The sequence below is a fragment of the Vibrio sp. 10N.286.51.E5 genome, assembly GCF_041469125.1.
Lineage (GTDB): Bacteria > Pseudomonadota > Gammaproteobacteria > Enterobacterales > Vibrionaceae > Vibrio > Vibrio crassostreae_C.
This window is the reverse complement of record NZ_JBFRJZ010000026.1, coordinates 141,960-166,827: the sequence shown is the minus strand read 5'-3', so window position 1 is coordinate 166,827 and position 24,868 is coordinate 141,960. Positions and strand designations below refer to the sequence as shown.

Genomic DNA, 24,868 nt, shown 5'->3' with positions numbered 1-24,868 from the left:
CACAATGGCGGTTAAGTGAACGGTAAGCTTAATCAAAGCCGTGACGTTCGACAATGATTCCAAGACATAATAGTGAGTCCTGGATACCAATTACTTATTAAAAGATACATTAGGCACAAGCAATGGCACGTTTTTTCCAACCAAAAAAGAAAACTCAACTCGAGACCAAGCATCAATCGGTTTTGGTTGAACGAATGGATCACAATGGCGCTGGCATCGCTTATCAAAAGAATAAACCGGTTTTCATTGATGGCGCATTGCCCGGTGAGCAGGTGGTTATTCAACTTACTGAGAGCAAAAGTAAGTTTTCGCGAGCTAAACTCATCAAGTTATTGAAGCCGAGCGAGCAGCGTTTAAAGCCGTTTTGTAAGCACTTTAATCAGTGTGGTGGCTGTCACCTTCAACACCTAGGTTACTCTTCTCAGGTTGAGCATAAATCGCAATCTCTGACGCACCTGATGAGCCAATACCAAACGGCGAACACTGAAGTTGCACAACCTATTGTCGGTGATGAAACCGGTTATCGACGTCGCGCACGTATCAGCCTATTTGTTGATAAGAAGACACAACAGCTTCAATTCGGTTTCCGTAAGAAGCAGAGTAAGCAGATTGAAAACATCACCGACTGTGCCGTGCTTGATCCTCGCCTTAATGTGTTGCTGCCAAAACTGAAAAATTTACTGAACACTTTCAACAGCCTTACGTCTTTAGGACACGTTGAATTGGTGTTGGGCGATACTGGCCCTGTTATGGTTCTACGTCACCTTAAGCCTTTAGTTGAAAAAGATGAGCAAGCGCTGATTGCGTTAGCAAAAGAAGAAGGCGCTACGCTGTACTCGATGCCTGAAACCGATAAGTTGGCCCGTCTGGTTGGTGATGCGCCTAGCTACAGCGAAACTGGCGTGACGTTACCGTTTGAGCCAAACCACTTTATCCAAGTAAACCAGAAAGTGAATCAGCAGATGGTGGCTCAAGCGATTGAGTGGCTAGAACCTCAAGCGGATGAGCGAGTGCTAGACCTGTTTTGTGGTCTCGGTAACTTTAGTCTGCCTATCGCGCAACAATCGGCGTTTGTGGTTGGTGTAGAAGGCGTTGATGAAATGGTTCAGCAAGCCGCATCTAATGCAGCGTTAAACCAGTTAAGCAATACGGAATTTTACCAAGCTAACCTTGAAGAAGACTTATCTTCACAGCCTTGGGCAAAAGAGAAATTCGATAAAGTATTGCTTGACCCGGCACGTGCGGGAGCGAGTGGGATCGTTGATCAAATTTCAGCGTTAGGAGCGAAGCGTGTGGTTTATGTTTCGTGTAATCCTGCTACTCTAGCTAGAGATTCTGAGAGCTTAGAAAAACAAGGCTATCAATTAGCCAAACTGGGTATGTTGGACATGTTCCCACACACCAGTCATCTAGAATCGATGGCTCTCTTTATCAAGGCTTAGAGGCCCTTAAACAAGGCTTCAAATGAATCACAAAGGCGCAGGGAAGCCTGCGCTGATATCAATATGGTCGAACTAACTTGGAACCAGTTAGTCATATTGAATTGGGTATAAAACATAATAACTAGGAAGGCATGATGGTTGCGGTACGAAGCGCACATTTAAACCCAAGCGAACAGTTTGAGCTAGAAAGTTGGATTGCGTCATTGAATCAAGACGCAAAAACCTCGAATAAACTGATTAAAGTTTATCGTCACTGTGAAGAACTTTTAAAAGATCACGAGCAAGCATCGCTCTTGCTTTGGCGTGGCCGTGAGATGATCGAAATCTTGGTCACCTTGTCCATGGACCGTGCCACTTTAATTGCTGCACAACTTTTCCCCGTCGTCTCAAGCGGCGTTTTTGAGCGCGAAGCGTTTGAAGAAAGCTACGGTAAAGAAACCGTAAAGTTGATCGATGGCGTTGAAGAAATGGCGGCCTTAGGCCAGTTAAACGTGACCCTTGAAGGCAGTGCTGCCTCGGGTCAAGTTGATAACGTTCGACGCATGCTACTGGCTATGGTCGATGATTTCCGCTGCGTAGTCATCAAACTCGCTGAACGAATCTGTAACCTTATCGAGGTAAAAAAAGCGCCTGATGCTGTGCGTCGCGCGGCCGCAAAAGAGTGTTCTAACATCTATGCCCCACTGGCAAACCGTTTAGGTATCGGCCAACTTAAGTGGGAAATCGAAGATTACGCATTCCGCTACCAACAACCAGATACCTACAAGCAGATTGCAAAACAGCTGTCTGAGCGTCGTATCGTTCGTGAACAATACATCACAGATTTCGTTGATGATTTAACCGCAGAAATGCAGCGTTCAAACATCAATGCTGAAGTGAGTGGCCGACCAAAACACATCTACAGTATCTGGCGCAAAATGCAGAAGAAAGGCTTAGCCTTCGATGAGCTTTTTGACGTACGAGCAGTACGTATTATCGCTGACCAGCTGCAAGACTGTTACGCCGGCCTTGGGGTGGTACACACTAAATACAAGCACCTCCCGAGCGAATTTGATGACTATGTGGCGAACCCTAAGCCAAATGGTTACCAGTCGATTCATACCGTAGTACTTGGCCCTGAAGGCAAGACCATTGAGATTCAGATCCGTACTAAGCAAATGCACGAAGACTCTGAGCTTGGTGTGGCGGCGCACTGGAAGTACAAAGAAGGAGCTTCAAGCGGCCGTAGTGGCTACGATGAGAAAATCACTTGGTTGCGTAAACTTATCGACTGGCAAGAAGAGATGTCGGACTCTGGCGAGATGCTGGATGAGGTACGTAGCCAAGTCTTCGATGACCGTGTATACGCATTTACTCCACGTGGTGACGTGGTCGACTTACCAATGGGCGCAACCCCGTTGGATTTCGCCTACCACATCCACTCGATGGTCGGACACCGCTGTATCGGTGCCAAAGTAGCGGGGCGTATCGTACCGTTCACTCATAAACTATCGATGGGCGATCAAGTTGAGATCATCACGCAGAAAGAGCCGAACCCATCTCGTGACTGGTTAAATCCAACCACAGGTTTTGTTCATTCTGGTCGAGCTCGAGCGAAAATCAACGCTTGGTTCCGCGCACAAAGCCGTGAGAAAAACCTAGAAGCGGGTCGTGATATCCTGGAAGTTGAGCTAGCGAAAGTAGGCGCAACCCTAAAAGATGCTGATCAATACGCACTAAAACGCTTTAACGTGAATACGCCAGACGAACTCTATGCAGGTATTGGTAGTGGCGACTTGCGTATTAACCAAGTGGTTAATCACATCAATGCGCTAGTGAATAAGCCAACGGCGGAAGAAGAAGACAAGAAAGCGCTAGAGAAACTGCTTGAGTCGGAAAACAAGCCGGCACAACAGAGTCGTCCGAAGAAAGATGCGGTAGTGGTTGAGGGCGTTGATAACCTAATGACGCACCTAGCGCGTTGCTGTCAGCCAATCCCAGGTGATGTGATTAAAGGTTACATCACTCAAGGTCGTGGTATCTCAGTGCACCGCGCTGACTGTGAACAGCTAGGCGAGCTAAGCGTGCATGCGCCAGAACGTATCATTGATACCGTTTGGGGTAATGGCTTTGTCGGTTCATACATCCTAACGCTGCGTGTTGAAGCGCTAGAACGTAATGGCTTGTTGAAAGACATCACCTCACTGTTCTCGAATGAAAAGATCAGCGTGACCACAATGAAGAGCCGCATCGACTACAAGCGTCAGCTATCGGTAATGGATTTCGATTTGGAAGTGACCAATATTGAAATTCTGAGTCGCGTTACCAGCCGAGTAGAACAAATCAAAGATGTTATGTCAGTCAAAAGGTTGGGGTAGGCCAAAATACTATCCACGTCATTCCCTACAGTGAGGGACGAACGTGATAGGGAATCTCGTAAAGCGATTTGAGATCCCCAACTCGCTCATTCTTCGCTCTTGGGGATGACGGAAAGAATAGAAAGGTGAGTGGTTTTGGCTGCTCGCCTTTTTTAGTTTTAGAAGACGTTATAAATTTAAAAATCAAAGACAGTGAATAGGAAGAAAACGATGAATCACCCGATTGAACAACTTGAACAGATTATGACTAAGCTGCGCGATCCAGAAGGTGGCTGTCCTTGGGATTTGAAACAAAATTTTGAAACAATTGTGCCGCATACTATCGAAGAAACCTACGAGGTGGTGGACGCGATTCACAACAAAGATTGGCCGAACCTACAAGAAGAACTGGGTGATCTGCTATTTCAGGTGATCTTCTATAGCCAGTTAGCGAAAGAACAGGGGTTGTTTGAGTTCTCTGATGTGGTTGATGGCATTAACGAAAAGCTAACACGCCGCCATCCGCATGTGTTTTCTGATACCGAGTTTGCGAGCGATGAAGAAATTAATGCCAACTGGGAAGCTGAAAAAGCCAAAGAAAAAGCTCAGGCAGGCAAAACTCAAGAAAGTATTCTAGACTCAATACCAAACTCTCTACCTGCGCTTTCACGTGCTACAAAGATTCAAAAACAGGTAGCGAAATATGGCTTTGATTGGGACTCTATTGGCCCAGTGGCTAATAAGGTTTTAGAGGAAGTCGATGAGGTGCTGGAAGAGGCACTTCAAGTGACGCCAAATGAAGATTTGGTTGAAGAAGAGTTGGGAGACTTGCTGTTTGCGACGGTCAATTTGGTACGACATTTAGGTAAAAACCCAGAATCGGCACTCAATAAAGCCAATCTCAAGTTTTCGCGTCGCTTTAAAGGGGTGGAACAAAAAGTTCGTCAGCAAGATAAAAATTTGACTGACTTTTCACTACAACAGCTTGATTCCATGTGGGATGAAGTCAAAGTGGCGGAGAAAAGATAACCAAAGCTTTTATCATGAATTGATTTGAAGCAAAAAATAAAAAATAGCAGTGTGATAGATTTCACGTTGTGGCGATAAGGGGCTTCTGGTATATTTTCATCCCGTCCAGAAGTAGTCCATTTCCCTCATTCAACCAATTTCAGGTTAAACATGACGACAAATTACATTTTTGTTACTGGCGGGGTTGTATCCTCTCTAGGTAAAGGTATTGCTGCAGCATCTCTTGCAGCTATTTTAGAAGCTCGTGGTCTTAAAGTGACCATGATGAAGCTTGACCCTTACATCAACGTTGATCCAGGCACTATGAGCCCGACTCAGCACGGTGAAGTGTTCGTTACGGAAGATGGCGCTGAAACAGACCTTGACCTTGGTCACTATGAGCGATTCATTCGCACCAAGATGACTAAGCGTAACAACTTCACTGCAGGTCGTGTTTACTCAGACGTACTAGCAAAAGAGCGTCGCGGTGATTACCTAGGTGCAACTATTCAGGTTATCCCACACATCACTAACTCTATCAAAGAGCGTGTAATTTCTGGCGCAGCTGGCCACGATATCGCGATCGTTGAAGTTGGTGGTACGGTTGGTGATATCGAATCTCTACCATTCATGGAAGCGATTCGTCAGCTAGCAGTAGAACTAGGCCGTGAACGCGCAATGTTCATGCACCTTACTCTAGTGCCATACCTAGCAGCTGCGGGCGAAGTGAAAACTAAGCCAACGCAACACTCTGTAAAAGAGCTACTGTCTATTGGTATTCAGCCAGACATCCTAGTTTGTCGTTCAGACCGCAACATTCCTTCGAACGAGCGTAAGAAAATTGCTCTGTTCTGTAATGTGCAAGAAAATGCAGTTATTTCTATGCGCGATGTTGACTCTATCTACAAGATCCCTCAGCTTATTAAAGCTCAAGGTACTGATGAACTTGTATGTAAGCGTTTCGGCATCACAGCTCCAGAAGCAGACCTGTCTGAATGGGAACAAGTAATTTACGAAGAAGCTAACCCAACGGGTGAAGTGACGATTGGTATGGTTGGTAAGTACATTGAACTACCAGACGCATACAAATCAGTAAATGAAGCGCTAAAACACGCGGGCTTGAAAAATCGCCTAAGCGTTAATATTAAATACGTAGATTCACAAGACGTTGAGTCTCGTGGCGTAGAAGTTTTAGAAGGCCTAGATGCAATCCTAGTTCCTGGTGGCTTTGGTGACCGTGGTGTTGAAGGTAAGATTCTTGCTGCTCAATACGCTCGTGAAAACAAAGTACCGTACTTAGGTATCTGTCTAGGTATGCAAGTAGCACTTATCGAGTACGCTCGTAACGTTGCGAAAATGGAAGGGGCACACTCTTCTGAATTCTGTACTGAAACTAAGTACCCAGTTGTTGGTCTTATCACTGAGTGGACTGATGGCGAAGGTAAAGTTGAAGAGCGTACAGAAACATCTGACCTTGGCGGCACAATGCGTCTTGGTTCACAGCTTTGTCACCTAGCGAAAGGGACGAAAGCTTACGAATTATACGGTAGCGCGACGATCCATGAACGTCACCGTCACCGTTACGAAGTGAACAACAATCTTCGTCCACAAATCGAAAAAGCGGGCCTAAAAGTATCGGGTCTATCTGCGGACAAGAAACTGGTTGAAGTTATTGAGAACCCGAACCACCCATGGTTCGTTGCTGCTCAATTCCACCCAGAGTTCACTTCAACACCTCGCGATGGTCACCCATTGTTTGCAGGTTTCGTTAAAGCGGCTGGTGAGTTCCAGCGCGGCGAGTTAGAGAAGTAAAAAGGAATACAGGTAGCTGCGTAAGTTGTGCTGCTACCTTTAAATTTGACATTTATATATTCAACGAGAAGGAAACATTCAATGTCTAAGATCGTTAAAGTTCTAGGTCGTGAAATCATCGATTCACGTGGTAACCCAACTGTAGAAGCTGAAGTACACCTAGAAGGCGGTTTCGTAGGTATGGCTGCTGCTCCATCTGGCGCATCTACTGGTTCTCGCGAAGCTCTTGAGCTACGTGACGGCGACAAATCACGTTTCCTAGGTAAAGGTGTTCTTAAAGCTATTGAAGCTGTAAACGGCCCAATCGCTGAAGCTCTAGTTGGTACTGACGCTAAAGCACAAGCTGACGTTGACCAAATCATGCTTGACCTAGACGGTACTGATAACAAGTCTAAGTTCGGCGCGAACGCTATCCTAGCTGTATCTCTAGCTAACGCAAAAGCTGCTGCTGCTGCGAAAGGCATGCCTCTATACGAGCACATCGCTGAGCTAAACGGTACTGCTGGTCAGTTCTCTATGCCTCTACCAATGATGAACATCATCAACGGTGGTGAGCACGCAGATAACAACGTTGACATCCAAGAGTTCATGATCCAACCAGTTGGCGCTAAAACTCTTAAAGAAGGTCTACGTATCGGCGCTGAAGTATTCCACAACCTAGCTAAAGTTCTTAAGTCTAAAGGCTACAGCACTGCAGTTGGTGATGAAGGTGGTTTCGCTCCTAACCTTAAGTCTAACGCTGAAGCTCTAGAAGTTATCGCAGAAGCTGTTGCAGCTGCTGGTTACGAACTAGGTAAAGACGTTACTCTTGCTATGGACTGTGCAGCATCTGAGTTCTTCGACAAAGAAGCTGGTATCTACAACATGAAGGGCGAAGGTAAAACTTTCACTTCTGAAGAGTTCAACCACTACCTAGCTGAGCTAGCGAACAACTTCCCAATCGTTTCTATTGAAGACGGTCTTGACGAGTCAGATTGGGATGGCTTCAAGCACCAAACTGAACTTCTAGGCAACAAACTTCAAATCGTTGGTGACGATCTGTTCGTTACAAACACTAAGATTCTTGCTGAAGGTATCGAGAAAGGCGTAGCTAACTCTATCCTTATCAAGTTCAACCAAATCGGTTCTCTAACAGAGACTCTAGCTGCTATCAAGATGGCTAAAGACGCTGGCTACACTGCAGTAATCTCTCACCGTTCTGGCGAAACTGAAGATGCAACTATCGCTGATCTAGCGGTAGGTACAGCTGCAGGTCAAATCAAAACTGGTTCTATGAGCCGTTCTGACCGTGTTGCTAAGTACAACCAACTTATCCGTATCGAAGAAGCTCTAGGTTCTAAAGCTCCTTACAACGGTCTTAAAGAAGTTAAAGGTCAATAATTCGTCCTATTTGGCACTGTAGCTGCGTTAACTGCAGAAGATTCACTAAGTCACATAGGAAACTATGCTCCATAGCTGAATCTTCTTTGTTGCCTTGCTACAGCACCAACTAGTTAGAATTATGCACTAATACTTTTGAATGCCTCGCTTATGCGGGGCATTTTTTTGTCTGTAGAAAACTGAATGAAAGAAGCTCTAGGCTCTAAAGCTCCTCCTTGTCACATATAAAGTTCGTCATTCCCTAGACTGACGAAGGAAGGAGTAGGGAATCTCATTGTTTTCCTGACAATGACTCCCCGACTTATTGATTCCCTGACACCACATATCTCGCACCAATAAGCTCATTATGGTATATATGTGCCTTATTCTAGTTCCTTCTTTTTCAACCGGCGAAAGGTGTTATGCGAATTTTTGCTTTAGTACTGCTCATAGTGTTTGGCTGGCTACAACACACACTGTGGCTCGGTAAAAATGGTATCTCTGATTACTACGGTGTGAACAACGAAATCCAAGTTCAACAGCAAGTAAATGAAAAGCTGCATATTCGAAATGCAGAAATGTTTGCTGAAATTGACGATCTACGCCAAGGCTTAGACGCGATAGAAGAACGCGCACGTCATGAACTTGGAATGGTCAAAGAAGGTGAAACGTTTTATCGCATCATTGGTGAGGAATCCCATTAATGTCGACTCAACTTCAAAGCGTGATTGCCGTTGTACCTGCGGCGGGCGTCGGTAGCCGAATGAAGGCAGACCGCCCTAAGCAATATCTCAAGATTCACGGCAAAACAATTTTAGAACACACCATTGAGAAATTACTGTCTCACCCACAAGTCGCTCAAATTGTCGTTGCGATCAGCGATGATGACCCATACTACCCTGATCTAGCACTCAACCTGAACCCGCAAGTGATCAGAGTGTCAGGCGGAAGCGAGCGAGCGGACTCTGTACTCTCTGCGCTAAACTATATCGCTGAGCAGCAGCTTAGTGATTGGGTAATGGTTCACGATGCGGCAAGGCCGTGTGTTCAGCTAAGTGATATCGACAAGCTAATTTCCGGCGCGATGAGCCATGATGTGGGCGCTATTTTAGCGGCTCCAGTTCGTGACACGATGAAGCGCGGTGCCCAAGGGCAGATCGAGCATACCGTTGAGCGTGCCGATTTATGGCATGCACTTACGCCGCAAATGTTCAGAGCAAAGCCTCTGTGGAAGGCATTAAATGAGGCGTTGCAACAAGGCGCTTCAATTACTGATGAAGCCTCAGCCTTTGAATGGAAAGGTTTATCGCCCGCTTTAGTGGCAGGGCGTTCAGATAATTTTAAGATTACTCAGCCTGAAGATTTAGCGCTTGCTGAGTTCTATTTAAGTCAGAATAAGGAATAATGATGATTCGTATTGGCCATGGCTTTGATGTACATAAGTTTGGTGGTGAAGGCCCGGTAATTATTGGTGGTGTAAGCATCCCTTACGAGCAAGGTCTTATTGCACACTCAGACGGTGATGTTGCCCTTCATGCGTTGTGTGACGCTCTATTGGGTGCGATTGCTGCGGGTGATATTGGTCGTCATTTCCCTGATACCGATGACGAATGGAAAGGTGCGGATAGCCGTGAGCTACTGAAAGATGTTTACCGTCGAGTAAAAGAACAAGGTTACGTGATTGGTAATGCCGATATTACTATCATGGCGCAAGCTCCAAAGATGGCGCCTCATATAGACTCTATGTGCCAAGCTATTGCTCAAGACCTAGAAACCAGCATTAGCAATGTGAATGTAAAAGCGACGACCACTGAGCGTTTAGGTTTTACAGGTCGCAAAGAGGGCATCGCATGTGAAGCGGTGGTCCTAATTACTAAAAGTGCGTAAGCACCAACACGAAAAGAACAGCATGTCAGATATTTTATCTTCATTGGCTTATCTAAACGGTAAACCAACTGCGAAAGCAAAACTAAAAGCAAAAGCCGAACACTTTGTCGTTAATGAAGACTTGGGTTTTGAGTTTGCTGGTGAAGGCGAGCACCTAATGGTTCGTATTCGTAAAACTGGTGAAAACACGAGCTTCGTAGCAAACGAGCTGGCTAAAGCTTGCGGTGTTAAGTCGAAAGACGTGAGCTGGGCGGGTTTGAAAGACCGCCACGCTGTGACAGAGCAGTGGTTGAGCGTTCACCTACCGAAAGGTGAGCCTGACTTTTCAGGGTTCTTAGCACAATACCCAAGCATTGAAATCTTAGCGACAGCGCGACACAACAAAAAGTTACGTCCAGGCGATTTAGTTGGCAACCAATTTGAGTTGACCTTGTCTGAAGTAACGGATTGCGATGATGTGGTCAAGCGTTTGGAAAAAGTCGCTCAAGTGGGCGTGCCAAACTACTTTGGTGCTCAGCGTTTTGGCAATGAAGGTAACAACCTATCTGAAGCTCGTCGTTGGGGCCGCGATAACGTTCGTACTCGTAACCAGAATAAGCGCAGCTTGTACCTTTCTGCTGCTCGTTCGTGGATTTACAACCTGATCCTTTCAGACCGTATTGAGCAAGATGCGTTTGCATCAGCATTGGTTGGCGATATCGTGGTGAAAGACGGTGCTCAACTGGCAGTAACAGCAGACAACATTGAAGCTGTAAACCAAGACATTGCGAACGGTTCTGCTTTGATAACTGTTGCTTTGGCTGGCGATAATGCCTTACCAACGATTGATGAGTCTCAAGCTCTAGAACAGAAACACCTTGATGCTGAACCGGATCTAATGGCTCTGATTCGTGGTAACCGTATGCGTCATGATCGCCGTGAAGCGTCACTGAAACCAACAGACTTAACTTGGGAAGTGAACGAAGATAATGTCACGCTTAAGTTCTCTCTTGATGCGGGTTGTTTCGCAACAGCGATCGTTCGCGAATTGGTTGAAGAAGTACACGTAGAGAGAACCTACGAGCAATAACGATTCTGCTTGGAGCTGAGTCACTTGATATTGGAATTTAAGTGACTTGGCTTAGCATGGGAACAAAAGAAAGGATACAAGATGAAGATTTTACTCAGCAATGATGATGGTGTGCACGCTCAAGGTATTCATGAGCTGGCAAATGAGCTACGTGATCTTGCTGACGTTATCATTGTTGCCCCTGACCGTAATCGCTCGGGTGCGTCAAATTCATTAACTTTAGAACAGCCTCTGCGTGTTCAAGAGATTACTGAAAATACCTATTCGGTACAAGGAACACCGACCGACTGTGTGCATTTTGCGTTAAACGAACTGCTAAAGAATGACATGCCTGATCTGGTATTAACGGGCATTAATCACGGTGCTAACCTGGGTGATGACGTGCTTTATTCCGGCACGGTGGCTGCAGCAATGGAAGGGCATTTTCTAGGCGTTCAATCGGTAGCGTTTTCTCTGGTGGGAAAAAAACATTTTAAGACAGCGGCAGCGATTGCTCGTCGTATTGTCGAACAACATTTAGCAAACCCAATCCCGACCAACCGCTTGTTGAACGTAAACGTTCCTGATTTAGCCTTAGAACAATTGTCTGGTACTCAGGTGACGCGCTTAGGTGCTCGTCATCACGCTGAAGATATGATCAAGCAAAAAGACCCGCGTGGTCACGATATCTATTGGCTTGGCCCTCCGGGTAAAGAGCAAGATGCCGGTGAAGGTACCGATTTTTACGCGATTGAGCATGGCTTTGTGTCGGTAACACCGTTGCAGGTTGATCTGACGGCGCATGAGTCGTTGGGTGCGATGGCAACATGGTTAGGGGAGAAGTAAGTGAGTAATCCGCAAGCTGAGCGTTTAATTACTTTCCTGATTGAAAATGGTATTCAGGATCAAAAGGTTCTTGATGCGATTTACCAACTGCCGAGAGAGAGCTTTTTATCACAGGCGATGTATCACCAAGCCTATGATAATAATGCGCTGCCTATCGGTCAGGGTCAGACAATCTCACAGCCATACATTGTTGCTAAAATGACAGAGCTACTTGAATTACAACAAGATAGCCGTGTCTTGGAGATCGGAACGGGTTCTGGTTACCAAACTGCGGTATTGGCTCAACTTGTTGATCATGTGTATTCGGTTGAAAGAATAAAGTCGCTACAATGGGATGCCAAGCGTAGGTTGAAGCAACTCGATTTCTACAATATCTCAACTAAGCACGGTGATGGTTGGCAAGGTTGGTCTTCAAAAGCCCCTTTTGATGCGATTATTGTCACCGCCGCTGCAGAGTCGATTCCTCAAGCGCTTCTGCAACAGCTGAAAGATGGCGGTCGTTTACTGATTCCTGTCGGTGATGACGAACAGCAACTATTGAAGATCGTTCGACACGGCGATGAGTTTTTATCGAGTGTTATCGAGATGGTGAGATTTGTACCTCTTGTTCCTGGTGAGCTAGCTTAATAAAAGACTAATGGTGTAGGTGGATAGAGAGTCGATGCGTTCGAAGTTGTTAAAAGGAAGTACTTTACTGCTTAGCTGTGCCCTTGTTGGGTGTGCAGCGAATTCGCCTGCGCCCGTTTCAAACCTAAACAAGAATTACTCATCGATTGATCGTGGTAGTTATCGTGGCAGTTACTATGAAGTTAAAAAAGGCGACACCCTTTACTTCATTGCTTATGTCACCAATAAAGACGTTAAAGACCTCATCGGTTATAACAAGTTGTCTGCTCCTTACACTATCCACCCAGGGCAGAAGCTTAAGTTATGGCGTCCTAGCTACAACGCGCCAGCGTATGGTAAGTCAACGGTAGCGGCAGCAGCAGTTGCTGCGCCTGTCGCCGCATCCACAACGTCATCTGCGGCAAGTAAACCGAAAACCACACCACAAAAGAGCAAAAACTCTAAACCGGCTCCAGCTCAAACTACCACCAAAGTGGTGAAAAAAGATCCACCAAAGAAGGTTGAACAATCCAAATCAAAGGAGTATGTTGGTTCTAAAGGTAAACAGAATGTTACACCGCCCACCAAACCAACAAGTGATAAAGTATCCAAATGGTTATGGCCAACTAAAGGGAGAGTAATCAAGAATTTCTCTGTAGGCGAACAAGGAAATAAAGGCATAGACATAGCAGGACAGCGAGGTCAGCCAATAGTATCTACTGCAGGGGGAACGGTTGTTTATTCGGGTAATGCACTACGAGGCTACGGCAATCTAGTGATTGTGAAGCACAATGATAATTACTTAAGTGCATACGCGCACAACGACCGACTATTAGTATCTGAAGGGCAAAGTGTGAAACCAGGGCAGAAGATTGCAACAATGGGAAGCTCTGGAGCCAGCAGTGTTAGGCTGCACTTTGAGATTCGTTACCAAGGTAAATCCGTTAATCCAAAACGATATTTACCTTAAATACAATATGCAAAAATTACGTATTGTATGGAGTGACATAGTCATTTAGCGACATATGAAGTTGTAATGTCATGCTAATTTCGCCAGGGGGAGGCGTTATGAGTATAAGCAATGCAGTAACCAAAGAAGAGTTCGATCTTGACCAAGCAACCACGGAACCGGAAGCTCTTGGAAAAGCAAAACGAACAGTCACTAAGAAAACCGAAGCAAAAGAAGAAGTTGAAGTTACGTCTAAAAGTTTAGATGCCACTCAACTCTACTTAGGCGAAATCGGTTTCTCACCACTACTAACCGCTGAAGAAGAAGTGCTATACGCACGTCGAGCTCTACGCGGTGATGAAGCAGCACGTAAACGCATGATCGAAAGTAACCTGCGTTTGGTGGTAAAAATTTCACGTCGTTATAGCAACCGCGGCCTTGCACTTCTCGATCTAATCGAAGAAGGCAACCTAGGTTTAATTCGCGCCGTAGAGAAGTTTGATCCAGAGCGTGGCTTCCGCTTCTCAACTTACGCGACATGGTGGATTCGTCAAACCATTGAACGTGCGTTAATGAATCAGACTCGCACTATCCGTTTGCCAATCCATGTTGTGAAAGAGCTGAACATCTATCTGCGTACCGCAAGAGAGCTATCACAAAAACTTGATCATGAACCAACGGCGGAAGAAATTGCTTCTAAGCTAGATAAGCCAGTTGGTGATGTGAGTAAGATGCTTCGTCTAAACGAAAGAGTGAGCTCTGTAGATACGCCAATTGGTGGTGACGGTGAGAAAGCACTGTTGGATATTATTCCAGACATCAATAATTCAGATCCTGAGGTTTCAACTCAAGATAGCGATATCAAGAACTCACTGATATTCTGGCTTGATGAACTGAATCCGAAGCAGAAAGAAGTGCTTGCACGTCGATTTGGACTATTAGGCTATGAGCCGTCAACGCTAGAAGAAGTTGGCCGTGAAATCAGCCTAACTCGTGAGCGAGTTCGCCAAATCCAAGTTGAAGGTCTTCGCCGTCTACGTGAGATTCTGATCAAACAAGGTCTGAACATGGAAAACTTGTTCAACGTTGAAAACGACTAAACGATATTCCACGATATCGACATAAAAAAACGCTGACCTCATGTCAGCGTTTTTTAGTTTTAGCTTCTGGTTTGGCTTTTACTTCAGCTAAGAACCACAGCGCTTAGCTATTTAAACTAGAGTACTTCTTAAACTAGAGTAGTTTCTTCAAGCGGTAGAGTTCTTCTAATGCTTGGCGAGGTGTTAGATCATCAGGATCAACATTCGCTAGTGCTTGCTCTACTTCACTCGGTTCTGGGATCAGGCTCAGTTGGTTTGCGATATCGACACCGCTTGGCTTCGATGTTGGCGACTCCATACTTAACGCTTCTAACTGAGTCAGCTTCGCACGAGCATTCTTGATCACTGCTTTCGGTACGCCAGCTAAACCTGCAACCGCTAGACCATAAGATTTACTTGCAGCACCTTCTTGAACTGCGTGCATAAAGGCAATGCTATCACCATGCTCAACCGCATCTAAGTGTACGTTTGCTAAAGTTGGAAGTTGGTTAGGTAGTTCAGTTAGCTCAAAGTAGTGCGTTGCAAACAGTGTCATCGCATTGATTTGATTGGCTAGCCACTCTGCACTTGCCCAAGCCAGAGACAGGCCATCGTAAGTACTGGTACCACGACCGATTTCATCCATTAGCACAAGGCTGTTTGGTGTTGCATTGTGCAGGATATTTGCGGTTTCTGTCATCTCAACCATGAAGGTTGAACGGCCAGAAGCCAAATCATCGGATGCGCCAATACGCGTAAAGATACGGTCGATAGAGCCGATGGTTGCGCTTTCTGCAGGAACATAACAACCGATATGAGCCATCAATGCGATGAGTGCCGTTTGGCGCATGTAGGTCGATTTACCACCCATGTTGGGACCCGTGATGATCAGCATCTTACGTTGATCATTCAGGTCGATAGGGTTAGCAATGAAAGGTTCGTCCATCACTTGTTCAACAACAGGGTGACGACCGGCCTGAATTTGTACGCCAGCAGACTCTGTCATGGTTGGACGACAGTAATCAAGGGTATCTGCACGCTCAGCCAAGTTCTGTAGAACATCAAGCTGAGATACTGAAGAGGCGATATTTTGTAGGCGCTCTAGATACGGCAGTAGTAAGTCAAACAACTCTTCCCACAGCTGTTTCTCGATAGCGAGTGCTTTCGACTTAGAGTTAAGTACTTTGTCTTCGTGCTCTTTTAGCTCAGGAATGATGTAACGCTCAGCATTTTTCAGCGTTTGACGACGAACATAGTGTGGCGGCACAAGATGGCTTTGCCCACGGCTTACTTGAATGAAGAAACCATGTACGTTGTTGTAGCCAACTTTTAGCGTGTCGATGCCATGACGTTCACGCTCTTCTTGCTCAAGCTTATCAAGAAATTCAGTTGCGCCTGCTGCAAGGTCGCGCCATTCGTCTAACTCGGCATTGTAGCCTTCTGCAATCACACCACCGTCACGGATAACCACCGGTGGGTTCTCTTTGATTGCACGTTCAAGCAGCTCAGAAACCTCATCCACAGGAGAAGCATATTGAGCAAGTTGAGTTAGGTATGGGTGCTTCAGTTGCGTCAGTGTTTCAGCAAGCTCTGGCAAATATTCCATTGCTTGGCGAAGACGCGCCATATCGCGAGGGCGAGCAGAGCGAAGTGCTAATCGAGCGAGAATACGTTCGATATCACCAATCTGTTTTAAGGTTGGCTGTAGTTCTGTGAATAGAGCCAAATCTTTCATTTCACCAATTGCATCTAAGCGCTGATCGAGTGCAGATATATTGCGCATTGGTTGATGTAACCAACGCTTAAGCATACGGCTACCCATTGCTGTCGCAGTGTGATCAAGTACTTCGGCAAGGGTGTTATCAGTACCACCCCCAAGATTTTGCGTGATCTCCAAATTACGACGAGTTGCAGCATCAAGGATCACCGAGTGATCTTGTTTATCCATCGTGAGTGAACGGATATGAGGGAGGGCAGTACGTTGGGTATCTTTCACGTATTGGATCAAACAACCAGCCGCACATAGACCCAGTTTCGCGCTTTCTACGCCAAAGCCAACCAGATCGCGAGTACCAAACTGCTTATTCAATTGCTGCTTAGCGGTGTCTAATTCAAATTCCCATACAGGGCGGCGGCGGTTGCCATTACGGCTTGCCATTAAATCGACGGGTTCGAAATCTTCAGGGAACAGCAGCTCACGCGGAGAGGTTCTTTGTAGCTCAGCGGCCATCGCTTCTTCTGTTTCTGGCTCGCAAAGTTGGAATCGGCCAGAGGTAATATCAAGTGTCGCATAACCGAATTTACCGTTGTGGTGATAAATGGCTGCAATTAGGTTATCAACGCGTTCAGAAAGCAAGGCTTCGTCGGTTACGGTACCCGGTGTCACGATACGCACTACTGCGCGCTCAACAGGGCCTTTTGAAAGTGCTGGATTACCAATCTGTTCACAAATTGCTACGGACTCACCAAGTTGCACTAACTTTGCAAGGTATCCTTCAACCGCATGGTATGGAACACCTGCCATCGGAATCGGTTCACCATTTGATGAGCCACGCTTAGTCAGTGAAATATCGAGGAGTTGAGAGGCTTTTTTAGCGTCATCGTAGAAAAGCTCGTAGAAATCGCCCATGCGGTAGAACAGCAGAATTTCTGGGTTTTCTGCTTTCAGTTTTAGATACTGCTGCATCATGGGAGTATGTTTTTGATCGGCTTTCACAGTTAACTTCTTTCGTTTATTTCTATTGCGGCTTAGGATACGTGAAAGCGTTTCGTGCGAAAAGCGGCTGATGCGAAAAGATGCGAATCCAAATGATATGACAGTAAATAAAGGGAAGCAGATGATGCAGATGACTCAAGACCTTAGTGAGCAGCTTGGACATTTACTCGCTAAACACAAACACGTGTTAGTGACGGCTGAATCTTGCACTGGCGGAGGTGTCGCGAGTGCAGTCACCGATATTGCGGGCAGCTCTGGATGGTTTGATCGCGCTTTTGTTACGTACAGCAATGAAGCCAAACAAGAGATGATCGGTGTACAGCTTAAAACCTTAATGGAGTTCGGCGCCGTGAGTGAGCCTGTCGTAATAGAAATGGCTAGCGGGGCATTGCAACATTCAAACGGGACGATCTCTGTATCAATCAGTGGCATCGCTGGCCCAGGTGGCGCGACCGAAGATAAGCCTGTTGGTACAGTATGCTTCGCGTGGAAAGCGCTAAATGGCTGGGATAAAGTAGAAACGCATGTATTTACAGGCGACAGATCACAAGTACGCCAACAAGCCACGCACCATGCCCTGCAAGTTATTTATGATTACCTATCAATGGAAGGTAAGTAACATTTGTACAAATTATTTTCATACAGGTATAGACACTGTATGAATCAACAGTATAATGAAAGCCAATTAGTCACCCCTATGTGGGTTAGAAATAGATTCTAGATCGCTTGTTGAGACAACCGATTATGTGGAGATAGAAATGGACGAGAATAAACAAAAAGCGTTAGCCGCAGCCCTTGGTCAGATTGAAAAGCAATTTGGTAAAGGTTCTATCATGCGTCTTGGTGATAACCGCACAATGGACGTAGAAACTATTTCTACAGGTTCTCTATCTCTAGATATCGCACTAGGTGCTGGTGGCCTACCGATGGGACGTATCGTAGAAGTTTACGGTCCAGAATCATCAGGTAAAACAACGCTAACGCTTGAGCTTATTGCTGCAGCACAGAAAGTGGGAAAGACGTGTGCATTCGTTGATGCGGAGCACGCACTAGACCCTATCTACGCTCAAAAGCTTGGTGTTGATATCGATGCACTTCTTGTTTCTCAACCAGATACTGGTGAGCAAGCGCTGGAAATCTGTGATGCACTGGCTCGTTCAGGTGCAATCGACGTTCTTGTTATTGACTCAGTAGCAGCCCTAACACCAAAAGCAGAAATCGAAGGCGAAATGGGCGACAGCCACATGGGTCTTCAGGCTCGTATGCTTTCTCAAGCAATGCGTAAGCTGACGGGTAACCTTAAGCAGTCTAACTGTATGGCTATCTTCATTAACCAAATTCGTATGAAAATTGGTGTGATGTTCGGTAACCCAGAAACAACAACAGGTGGTAACGCACTTAAGTTCTACGCATCTGTTCGTCTTGATATTCGCCGTACTGGTGCGATTAAAGATGGTGATGAAGTTGTTGGTAACGAAACTCGTATCAAGGTCGTTAAGAACAAGATTGCTGCACCATTCAAACAAGCTGAGACTCAAATCCTTTACGGTAAAGGCTTCAACCGCGAAGGTGAGCTTATCGACTTAGGTGTTAAGAATAAGCTAGTAGAAAAAGCAGGTGCTTGGTACAGCTACAAAGGCGATAAGATCGGCCAAGGTAAAGCTAACGCTGGTAAATACCTACGTGAAAACCCAGAAGTTGCTCTAGAGATCGATACTAAACTTCGTGAGTTACTACTGACTCCTGCTGTTCTTGAAGAGAAAGACGTAGAGAAAGAAGAAGAAAACGAAGAGCTATAAGCTCACGTTTTATAGAGTGGATGTTTGAAAGAAGCATCCGCTTTGAAAGAATTTAAAGCCTCGCATATTTTATGCGGGGCTTTTTTATTGGATCTGCTCCGTCGAGCATGTCTTTGGTCAAATCTCTCTCGTTGACTGAGTTTCTTCGGTACTAGGTCGTCAATTTAGTTCTGCTTTTCCACGGCAAGATATAGTGGAATATTCTTCATTTTATCGAATTCCCACTAAAATCCTGCCCAAGGGTGTCTTTTCTACAAGAAAACTAGTCGAAGCCTTAACCATGATCTACAATACGGCAAAATTCTAACTCGACTATTTTCAGGAAGAGCTGCATGTACATGAGCACTGATGAGGTTCGCAACGCGTTCCTTAAGTTCTTTGAGAGCAAAGAACACCAAATCGTAGACAGTTCATCGTTAGTTCCACATAACGATCCAACCCTGCTATTCACTAACGCAGGTATGAACCAATTCAAAGATTGCTTCTTAGGCGCCGAAAAGCGTGCCTACACTCGAGCAACTACGGCTCAGCGTTGTGTACGTGCGGGTGGTAAACACAATGACCTTGAAAACGTAGGTTTCACGGCTCGTCACCACACGTTCTTCGAAATGCTAGGCAACTTCAGCTTTGGCGACTACTTCAAAGAAGAAGCGATTGGATTTGCTTGGGAATTCCTGACTGAAACTCTTCAACTGCCAAAAGATCGTCTACTGGTAACGGTATACGAGACAGATGATGAAGCATTCGATATCTGGAACAAGAAAGTAGGTGTTCCTGCTGACCGTATCGTTCGCATTGGCGACAAAGAAGGCGGTAAACAGTTCGAGTCTGATAACTTCTGGACGATGGGTGACACAGGTCCTTGTGGTCCATGTACTGAAATCTTCTACGATCACGGTGAGCACATCTGGGGCGGCCGTCCTGGTACACCTGAAGAAGATGGTGACCGTTTCATCGAGATCTGGAACAACGTATTCATGCAGTTCAACCGTCACGCTGACGGCACAATGGAACCGCTACCTAAGCCTGCTGTAGATACAGGTATGGGTATTGAGCGTATTTCTGCAATCATGCAGGGCGTTCACTCTAACTACGAAATTGATGTATTCCAAAAGCTAATCAAAGCGACTGCGGAAGTTGTTGGTCATGACGATCTATCTAACCAATCGCTACGCGTTATTGCTGACCACATCCGTTCTTGTTCATTCCTAATTGCTGACGGTGTTATGCCTTCAAACGAAGGTCGTGGCTACGTTCTACGTCGTATCATCCGTCGTGCAGTTCGTCACGGTAACAAGCTTGGCGCACAAGGCGTGTTCTTCCACAAACTTGTGGGCGTACTGGCTGAAGTGATGGGCTCTGCGGCAGATGAACTTAAGAAACAGCAAGAGCTGGTTGAAAAAGTACTTCGCATTGAGGAAGAGAACTTTGGTCGTACGCTAGAGCGCGGCATGGTTATTCTTAATGACGCACTAGATGCACTTGAAGGCAAAGAGCTTGACGGCGAAACAGTTTTCAAACTTTACGATACATACGGCTTCCCAGCTGACCTGACTAACGATGTAGCTCGCGAACGCGATTTTACTATCGATGAAGAAGGCTTTGAGAAGGCGATGGAAGCACAGCGTAAGCGTGCACGTGAAGCAGGCCAATTCGGCACGGATTACAACGCGACAATCAAAGTAGACACCAACACTGAGTTCTGTGGTTACACAGCAACTGAAGGTGCTGGTGAAATCTCTGCGCTATTCGTTGACGGCGAAGAAGTATCTTCACTATCGGCTGGCGACAAAGCAATCATCATCCTGGAAGAGACACCATTCTACGCTGAGTCAGGCGGTCAATGTGGTGACGCTGGTACGCTAAAAACAGCATCTGGTCTATTCAAAGTACAAGACACTCAGAAGCTAGGTAACGCATTTGCGCATCACGGTGAGCTAGTTGAAGGTGTATTTGCTCAAGGCGATAAAGTAGAAGCAACGGTTGACGCTGAGCGTCGTGCTGCTATCTCACTAAACCACTCTGCAACTCACTTACTTCACTCTGCACTGCGCGAAGTTCTAGGTGAGCACGTTGCACAAAAAGGTTCTTTAGTTAAGCCAGACAACCTACGTTTTGACTTTTCTAACCTTGAAGCGGTAACACCGGTACAGATTAAAGAAGTAGAGCGTTTGGTTAACGCACAAGTTCGTAAGAACCACGTGATTGAAACCAACATCATGGACATCGAGTCAGCGAAAGAAAAAGGTGCAATGGCACTGTTTGGCGAGAAGTACGATGATGAAGTGCGCGTTCTATCTATGGGCGATTTCTCTACTGAGCTTTGTGGTGGTATCCACGCAAGCAACACGGGTGATATCGGTCTATTCAAGATCACTTCTGAAGGTGGTATTGCTGCGGGTATTCGTCGTATTGAAGCGGTAACAGGTGAAGCTGCTCTAGATGCTGTAGAAGCTCAGGCTAACGCTTACGAAGAGAAACTTGCTGAATCAGCTAAGAAAGCGAAATCGCTAGAGAAAGAAATCCAACTGCTTAAAGAAAAGATGGCTGCTGCAGAAAGCGCAAACATCATGGGCAAAGTAGAAGACATCTCTGGTACTAAAGTTTTGGTTGCTGCAATTGAAGGCGCAGACAACAAGAACCTACGTACTATGGTTGATAACGCTAAAAACCAAGTAGGTAGCGGCATCATCCTGATCGCGAACGTAGCAGACGGTAAAGTTGGCTTGATTGCTGGTGTAACCAAAGACCTAATCGGCAAAGTAAAAGCGGGTGATCTCGTCAAGATGGTTGCTGAGCAAGTTGGCGGTAAAGGCGGCGGTCGTCCAGATATGGCTCAAGCGGGCGGTACAGACGTTGCAGCACTGCCAGAAGCGCTTAAATCTGTGCGTACTTGGCTAGAAGAGCGTCTTTAAGCTTAAGTAATTGATACAAAGATGCCCAATCAGTTGATTGGGCATCTTTTATTTTGCCTATTGGAAGTGTGTTTAAACAAGGTTTGATTGAGATTAACCAAGAAGTCTAATGGTGGCGTTAGACTCCTTGGTTAATTTTTTATTGCTTCGCCCTGACGCGGAGTATGTGTTTTTTTGTCATATATAGACATTGGTCTTGGGAAGGTGAGGACGGGTGAAAATGCCTCTTATCGTGCAGAAATTTGGTGGAACGTCGGTGGGTTCAATTGAACGAATCCATCATGTAGCAGAAAAAATCATTGAAGCGAAAAATGAAGGGAACCAGATCGTGGTTGTCGTTTCTGCTATGTCTGGTGAAACAAATCGGTTAGTTAATTTAGCCACGCAAGTTGATAGCGTACCAAACGCTAGAGAACTGGATGTGTTGTTAACGGCTGGCGAGCAAGTTTCCATGGCCTTGTTAGCAATGACGTTACACAAGTTAGGTTATGAAGCGACATCGATGACTGGCTATCAAGCCAAGATACACACGGATTCTAATCATAATAATGCTGCGATTGAGCGTATTGATACTGCTCCGATTCAAGCTCTGCTAGATGACAACCAGATTGTTATTGTTGCAGGCTTTCAAGGATTCAATGCGAAAGGTGATATCACGACATTAGGCCGCGGTGGTTCAGATACTACAGCGGTCGCGCTTGCAGGTGCCTTGCAGGCGAAAGAATGCCAGATCTATACTGATGTAGATGGTGTTTACTCTTGTGACCCTAGAGTCGTAAAACAATCTCAGAAATTAGATACTTTAGACTTTCCTTCTATGGAAGAGATGGCTCGCCGAGGCGCTAAGGTATTGCACCTTCCTTGTGTTCAGTATGCATGGCAGCACAACGTGTCATTGCGAGTGCTTTCAAGCTTTGAACAAGGCGAGGGCACATTGATCGCGGGTAATCAGTGTTTGAATGATATTGCTGGCATCGCCATCCAAAGAGATATGGTGCGTATCGAGTGTTTGAATGAAGATTTACCGTCTTTCATTTCACATTGCCAACTGTTGGGGATCGAAGTCTGTAGTGTGATCGAGGAAACAGAACGGGCAGCACTCATTATTAAACAAGACATAAGTGCCAAATTAAAACTAGTTTTTGCTGAGAAAATCCGTAATAGTGAACAGGTTAGTTTGTTAACTGTGGTAGGAAGCCGAACACAAGAAATTGTGGTCAGTTCACATGGATTGTTGTCTGAAGGCGAAATTGATGTACAGCATCACTTATTGCAGCAGCAGTCTTTAACTTTGGTGATATCACCAACGCAAGTCGATATGGCTGCTAACATATTACACAATGCATACATCGTAGCGCGTGAAACACAGGGTTATCCTAAAAAAGAAGTGCATTTTGGTTAAATAAACTCAATCGATAGTTTACGAAAATATAACTTTTGTTGGATAATGCTCTCGTAGCTAGATAAATTTAGAGATTACTCAAGGAGCAAAGAATGCTAATTTTGACTCGCCGCGTTGGCGAAACACTGATGATTGGTGATGAAGTAACAGTTACTGTACTAGGCGTTAAAGGTAACCAAGTACGTATCGGTGTTAACGCACCTAAAGAAGTATCTGTTCACCGTGAAGAGATCTACATGCGCATTCAAGCTGAAAAAGGTAATGGTAACGTTGCATCTGGCAACTACTAATACTTTTGCGTAGAGAAGAGGCTAGCATTGTTGCTAGCCTTTTTTGATCTTGGGGAACCGAAACACTGATTGGGACATAGATGGGTTGGATAACGGATCGGTCTCAAAGTGGTGAAGTGAATGCTTTGTGATGCTGCGAGATACAGACAAGGTTGAACAGAACTGTTGCTCTGTATTTTGTTTGGCAAAACTCAAGATTTATTCGCTTCCCCTATGGCGAAAATACGCATCCCGTAGTATTGTGCCATCAGCGGTAGCACTTGCTTCTGGAGAAATTAGATAATTGTTTTCGGCTGTTTATTATTGCCAATCTTTCACCTTAATTTTTAAGGGAAAAAGCGCGATTTGAATCTTATAAGTTCAATTTGCAAGCGCTTTGATTAAATAGCAAACGGTTGAGTGTTTTTGTCCAATTTTTTTCAATAAAGTGTTTGACATATTTTCGGTAAAACGTAATATGTGCCTCCGCAAGACGGTGAGGTGGCCGAGAGGCCGAAGGCGCTCCCCTGCTAAGGGAGTATGTGGTTTGTAGCTGCATCGAGGGTTCGAATCCCTCCCTCACCGCCATTTCTTGCGAGTCTAAAATTAGCAATTTAGACAATGTAAATGTGCGTCCTTAGCTCAGCTGGATAGAGTACCTGGCTACGAACCAGGCGGTCGGAGGTTCGAATCCTCCAGGACGCGCCATTCTCTCTTCTCTTACTTGTAAGTGATTTGAGAATAATGAATTAGGTGAGGTGGCCGAGTGGCCGAAGGCGCTCCCCTGCTAAGGGAGTATGTGGTTTGTAGCTGCATCGAGGGTTCGAATCCCTCCCTCACCGCCATTCATTACAGGCCGATGGCCTTTTTTTTTCTTCGTAGCAAGAAGAATGTGATATATTTCACAACTTCATTCTTAATGAATGAACACCGTGCGTCCTTAGCTCAGCTGGATAGAGTACCTGGCTACGAACCAGGCGGTCGGAGGTTCGAATCCTCCAGGACGCGCCACTATTTAAGGGTTTATTTCTTTTAAGAATGAAAGTCCTTGTATTGACTAAGTTGATACTAAAACCGTGCGCTCTTAGCTCAGCTGGATAGAGTACCTGGCTACGAACCAGGCGGTCGGAGGTTCGAATCCTCCAGAGCGCGCCACTATTTAGGGTTTAGTTCTTATAAGAATGTGAATCCTGATATTGATAAATCGTTCGTCGAAAATTAATATCAAAAACCGTGCGTCCTTAGCTCAGCTGGATAGAGTACCTGGCTACGAACCAGGCGGTCGGAGGTTCGAATCCTCCAGGACGCGCCACTATTTAGGGCTTCTTTCTTATAAGAACAGAAATCCTTGTATTGAGTTGTTGTTTACAACGAATTGATACTAAAACCGTGCGC

The 24,868-nt window shown here is 45.5% G+C and carries 19 protein-coding genes and 6 tRNA genes; 24 read left to right on the top strand and 1 reads right to left on the bottom strand.

Annotated elements, in window-relative coordinates; translation table 11 throughout:
* Positions 1-122: 122 nt before the first annotated feature.
* The 13 genes from rlmD (at position 123) to rpoS (ending at position 14,393) form a co-directional block, all read left to right on the top strand.
* Positions 123-1,442, top strand: coding sequence for a 23S rRNA (uracil(1939)-C(5))-methyltransferase RlmD (rlmD, locus tag AB4161_RS10420; RefSeq protein WP_136978438.1), 1,320 nt, complete (start codon positions 123-125; stop codon positions 1,440-1,442).
* A gap of 134 nt (positions 1,443-1,576) precedes the next feature.
* A complete protein-coding gene (relA, locus tag AB4161_RS10415) occupies positions 1,577-3,799 on the top strand; it encodes a GTP diphosphokinase (protein ID WP_017059036.1) in 2,223 nt (740 codons plus the stop codon).
* A gap of 210 nt (positions 3,800-4,009) precedes the next feature.
* Positions 4,010-4,807: a nucleoside triphosphate pyrophosphohydrolase gene (gene mazG / locus AB4161_RS10410; RefSeq protein WP_136973764.1), complete on the top strand. Its 798-nt coding sequence runs from the start codon at positions 4,010-4,012 to the stop codon at positions 4,805-4,807.
* A gap of 150 nt (positions 4,808-4,957) precedes the next feature.
* On the top strand, positions 4,958-6,598 hold the full coding sequence (locus tag AB4161_RS10405) for a CTP synthase (RefSeq protein WP_017063214.1): 1,641 nt from the start codon (positions 4,958-4,960) through the stop codon (positions 6,596-6,598).
* Positions 6,599-6,679: 81 nt separating this feature from the next.
* The gene (gene eno / locus AB4161_RS10400) at positions 6,680-7,978 is read left to right on the top strand and encodes a phosphopyruvate hydratase (RefSeq protein ID WP_017063215.1); all 1,299 of its coding nucleotides are present in this window, start codon (positions 6,680-6,682) and stop codon (positions 7,976-7,978) included.
* Positions 7,979-8,379: 401 nt separating this feature from the next.
* Positions 8,380-8,661 carry a cell division protein FtsB gene (ftsB, locus tag AB4161_RS10395; protein ID WP_010435786.1) on the top strand — a complete coding sequence of 94 codons (282 nt, stop codon included), beginning with the start codon at positions 8,380-8,382 and terminating at the stop codon, positions 8,659-8,661.
* A complete protein-coding gene (gene ispD / locus AB4161_RS10390; RefSeq protein WP_372083302.1) occupies positions 8,661-9,362 on the top strand; it encodes a 2-C-methyl-D-erythritol 4-phosphate cytidylyltransferase in 702 nt (233 codons plus the stop codon). Before ftsB ends, ispD begins: the two co-directional genes overlap by 1 nt.
* A gap of 2 nt (positions 9,363-9,364) precedes the next feature.
* The gene (gene ispF / locus AB4161_RS10385) at positions 9,365-9,844 is read left to right on the top strand and encodes a 2-C-methyl-D-erythritol 2,4-cyclodiphosphate synthase (RefSeq protein WP_004739053.1); all 480 of its coding nucleotides are present in this window, start codon (positions 9,365-9,367) and stop codon (positions 9,842-9,844) included.
* A gap of 22 nt (positions 9,845-9,866) precedes the next feature.
* The gene (gene truD, locus AB4161_RS10380; protein ID WP_017059031.1) at positions 9,867-10,913 is read left to right on the top strand and encodes a tRNA pseudouridine(13) synthase TruD; all 1,047 of its coding nucleotides are present in this window, start codon (positions 9,867-9,869) and stop codon (positions 10,911-10,913) included.
* Between the two features lie 81 nt (positions 10,914-10,994).
* Positions 10,995-11,738: a 5'/3'-nucleotidase SurE gene (surE, locus tag AB4161_RS10375; RefSeq protein ID WP_017059030.1), complete on the top strand. Its 744-nt coding sequence runs from the start codon at positions 10,995-10,997 to the stop codon at positions 11,736-11,738.
* Positions 11,739-12,365: a protein-L-isoaspartate(D-aspartate) O-methyltransferase gene (locus tag AB4161_RS10370; RefSeq protein WP_017059029.1), complete on the top strand. Its 627-nt coding sequence runs from the start codon at positions 11,739-11,741 to the stop codon at positions 12,363-12,365.
* A gap of 34 nt (positions 12,366-12,399) precedes the next feature.
* Positions 12,400-13,314, top strand: a complete 915-nt coding sequence (nlpD, locus tag AB4161_RS10365; RefSeq protein ID WP_065676608.1) for a murein hydrolase activator NlpD — start codon at positions 12,400-12,402, stop codon at positions 13,312-13,314.
* Positions 13,315-13,412: 98 nt separating this feature from the next.
* A complete protein-coding gene (gene rpoS, locus AB4161_RS10360; protein WP_017059027.1) occupies positions 13,413-14,393 on the top strand; it encodes an RNA polymerase sigma factor RpoS in 981 nt (326 codons plus the stop codon).
* Between the two features lie 133 nt (positions 14,394-14,526).
* Here rpoS and mutS read toward each other — a convergent pair whose 3' ends face one another.
* Entirely contained in the window at positions 14,527-17,088 is a 2,562-nt protein-coding gene (gene mutS / locus AB4161_RS10355) for a DNA mismatch repair protein MutS (RefSeq protein WP_017059026.1), read from the bottom strand.
* 124 nt (positions 17,089-17,212) lie between these two features.
* Between mutS and pncC the strand changes: the two genes are divergently transcribed.
* The 11 genes from pncC to AB4161_RS10300 all read left to right on the top strand — a co-directional run bounded on the left by pncC (position 17,213) and on the right by AB4161_RS10300 (position 24,785).
* Positions 17,213-17,707: a nicotinamide-nucleotide amidase gene (pncC, locus tag AB4161_RS10350; protein WP_029235458.1), complete on the top strand. Its 495-nt coding sequence runs from the start codon at positions 17,213-17,215 to the stop codon at positions 17,705-17,707.
* A gap of 139 nt (positions 17,708-17,846) precedes the next feature.
* Positions 17,847-18,887, top strand: coding sequence for a recombinase RecA (gene recA, locus AB4161_RS10345; RefSeq protein ID WP_017056586.1), 1,041 nt, complete (start codon positions 17,847-17,849; stop codon positions 18,885-18,887).
* Between the two features lie 332 nt (positions 18,888-19,219).
* Positions 19,220-21,802, top strand: a complete 2,583-nt coding sequence (gene alaS / locus AB4161_RS10340; protein WP_372083301.1) for an alanine--tRNA ligase — start codon at positions 19,220-19,222, stop codon at positions 21,800-21,802.
* Positions 21,803-22,022: 220 nt separating this feature from the next.
* Positions 22,023-23,204, top strand: a complete 1,182-nt coding sequence (locus AB4161_RS10335; protein ID WP_017063224.1) for an aspartate kinase — start codon at positions 22,023-22,025, stop codon at positions 23,202-23,204.
* A gap of 92 nt (positions 23,205-23,296) precedes the next feature.
* Positions 23,297-23,494 carry a carbon storage regulator CsrA gene (gene csrA / locus AB4161_RS10330; protein WP_004415691.1) on the top strand — a complete coding sequence of 66 codons (198 nt, stop codon included), beginning with the start codon at positions 23,297-23,299 and terminating at the stop codon, positions 23,492-23,494.
* Between the two features lie 474 nt (positions 23,495-23,968).
* Positions 23,969-24,061, top strand: a tRNA-Ser gene (locus AB4161_RS10325).
* 43 nt (positions 24,062-24,104) lie between these two features.
* Positions 24,105-24,181 (top strand) — tRNA-Arg (locus tag AB4161_RS10320).
* A gap of 44 nt (positions 24,182-24,225) precedes the next feature.
* Positions 24,226-24,318, top strand: a tRNA-Ser gene (locus AB4161_RS10315).
* Between the two features lie 89 nt (positions 24,319-24,407).
* Positions 24,408-24,484, top strand: a tRNA-Arg gene (locus tag AB4161_RS10310).
* A gap of 67 nt (positions 24,485-24,551) precedes the next feature.
* Positions 24,552-24,628 (top strand) — tRNA-Arg (locus AB4161_RS10305).
* 80 nt (positions 24,629-24,708) lie between these two features.
* Positions 24,709-24,785 (top strand) — tRNA-Arg (locus AB4161_RS10300).
* Positions 24,786-24,868: the final 83 nt, after the last annotated feature.

Excerpts from the sequence above, each read along its gene's own strand:
- rlmD (WP_136978438.1), top strand. The coding sequence starts at position 123 with ATGGCACGTTTTTTCCAACCAAAAAAGAAAACTCAACTCGAGACCAAG.
- relA (WP_017059036.1), top strand. The coding sequence starts at position 1,577 with ATGGTTGCGGTACGAAGCGCACATTTAAACCCAAGCGAACAGTTTGAG.
- mazG (WP_136973764.1), top strand. The coding sequence starts at position 4,010 with ATGAATCACCCGATTGAACAACTTGAACAGATTATGACTAAGCTGCGC.
- AB4161_RS10405 (WP_017063214.1), top strand. The coding sequence starts at position 4,958 with ATGACGACAAATTACATTTTTGTTACTGGCGGGGTTGTATCCTCTCTA.
- eno (WP_017063215.1), top strand. The coding sequence starts at position 6,680 with ATGTCTAAGATCGTTAAAGTTCTAGGTCGTGAAATCATCGATTCACGT.
- ftsB (WP_010435786.1), top strand. The coding sequence starts at position 8,380 with ATGCGAATTTTTGCTTTAGTACTGCTCATAGTGTTTGGCTGGCTACAA.
- ispD (WP_372083302.1), top strand. The coding sequence starts at position 8,661 with ATGTCGACTCAACTTCAAAGCGTGATTGCCGTTGTACCTGCGGCGGGC.
- ispF (WP_004739053.1), top strand. The coding sequence starts at position 9,365 with ATGATTCGTATTGGCCATGGCTTTGATGTACATAAGTTTGGTGGTGAA.
- truD (WP_017059031.1), top strand. The coding sequence starts at position 9,867 with ATGTCAGATATTTTATCTTCATTGGCTTATCTAAACGGTAAACCAACT.
- surE (WP_017059030.1), top strand. The coding sequence starts at position 10,995 with ATGAAGATTTTACTCAGCAATGATGATGGTGTGCACGCTCAAGGTATT.
- nlpD (WP_065676608.1), top strand. The coding sequence starts at position 12,400 with ATGCGTTCGAAGTTGTTAAAAGGAAGTACTTTACTGCTTAGCTGTGCC.
- rpoS (WP_017059027.1), top strand. The coding sequence starts at position 13,413 with ATGAGTATAAGCAATGCAGTAACCAAAGAAGAGTTCGATCTTGACCAA.
- pncC (WP_029235458.1), top strand. The coding sequence starts at position 17,213 with ATGCAGATGACTCAAGACCTTAGTGAGCAGCTTGGACATTTACTCGCT.
- recA (WP_017056586.1), top strand. The coding sequence starts at position 17,847 with ATGGACGAGAATAAACAAAAAGCGTTAGCCGCAGCCCTTGGTCAGATT.
- alaS (WP_372083301.1), top strand. The coding sequence starts at position 19,220 with ATGTACATGAGCACTGATGAGGTTCGCAACGCGTTCCTTAAGTTCTTT.
- AB4161_RS10335 (WP_017063224.1), top strand. The coding sequence starts at position 22,023 with ATGCCTCTTATCGTGCAGAAATTTGGTGGAACGTCGGTGGGTTCAATT.
- csrA (WP_004415691.1), top strand. The coding sequence starts at position 23,297 with ATGCTAATTTTGACTCGCCGCGTTGGCGAAACACTGATGATTGGTGAT.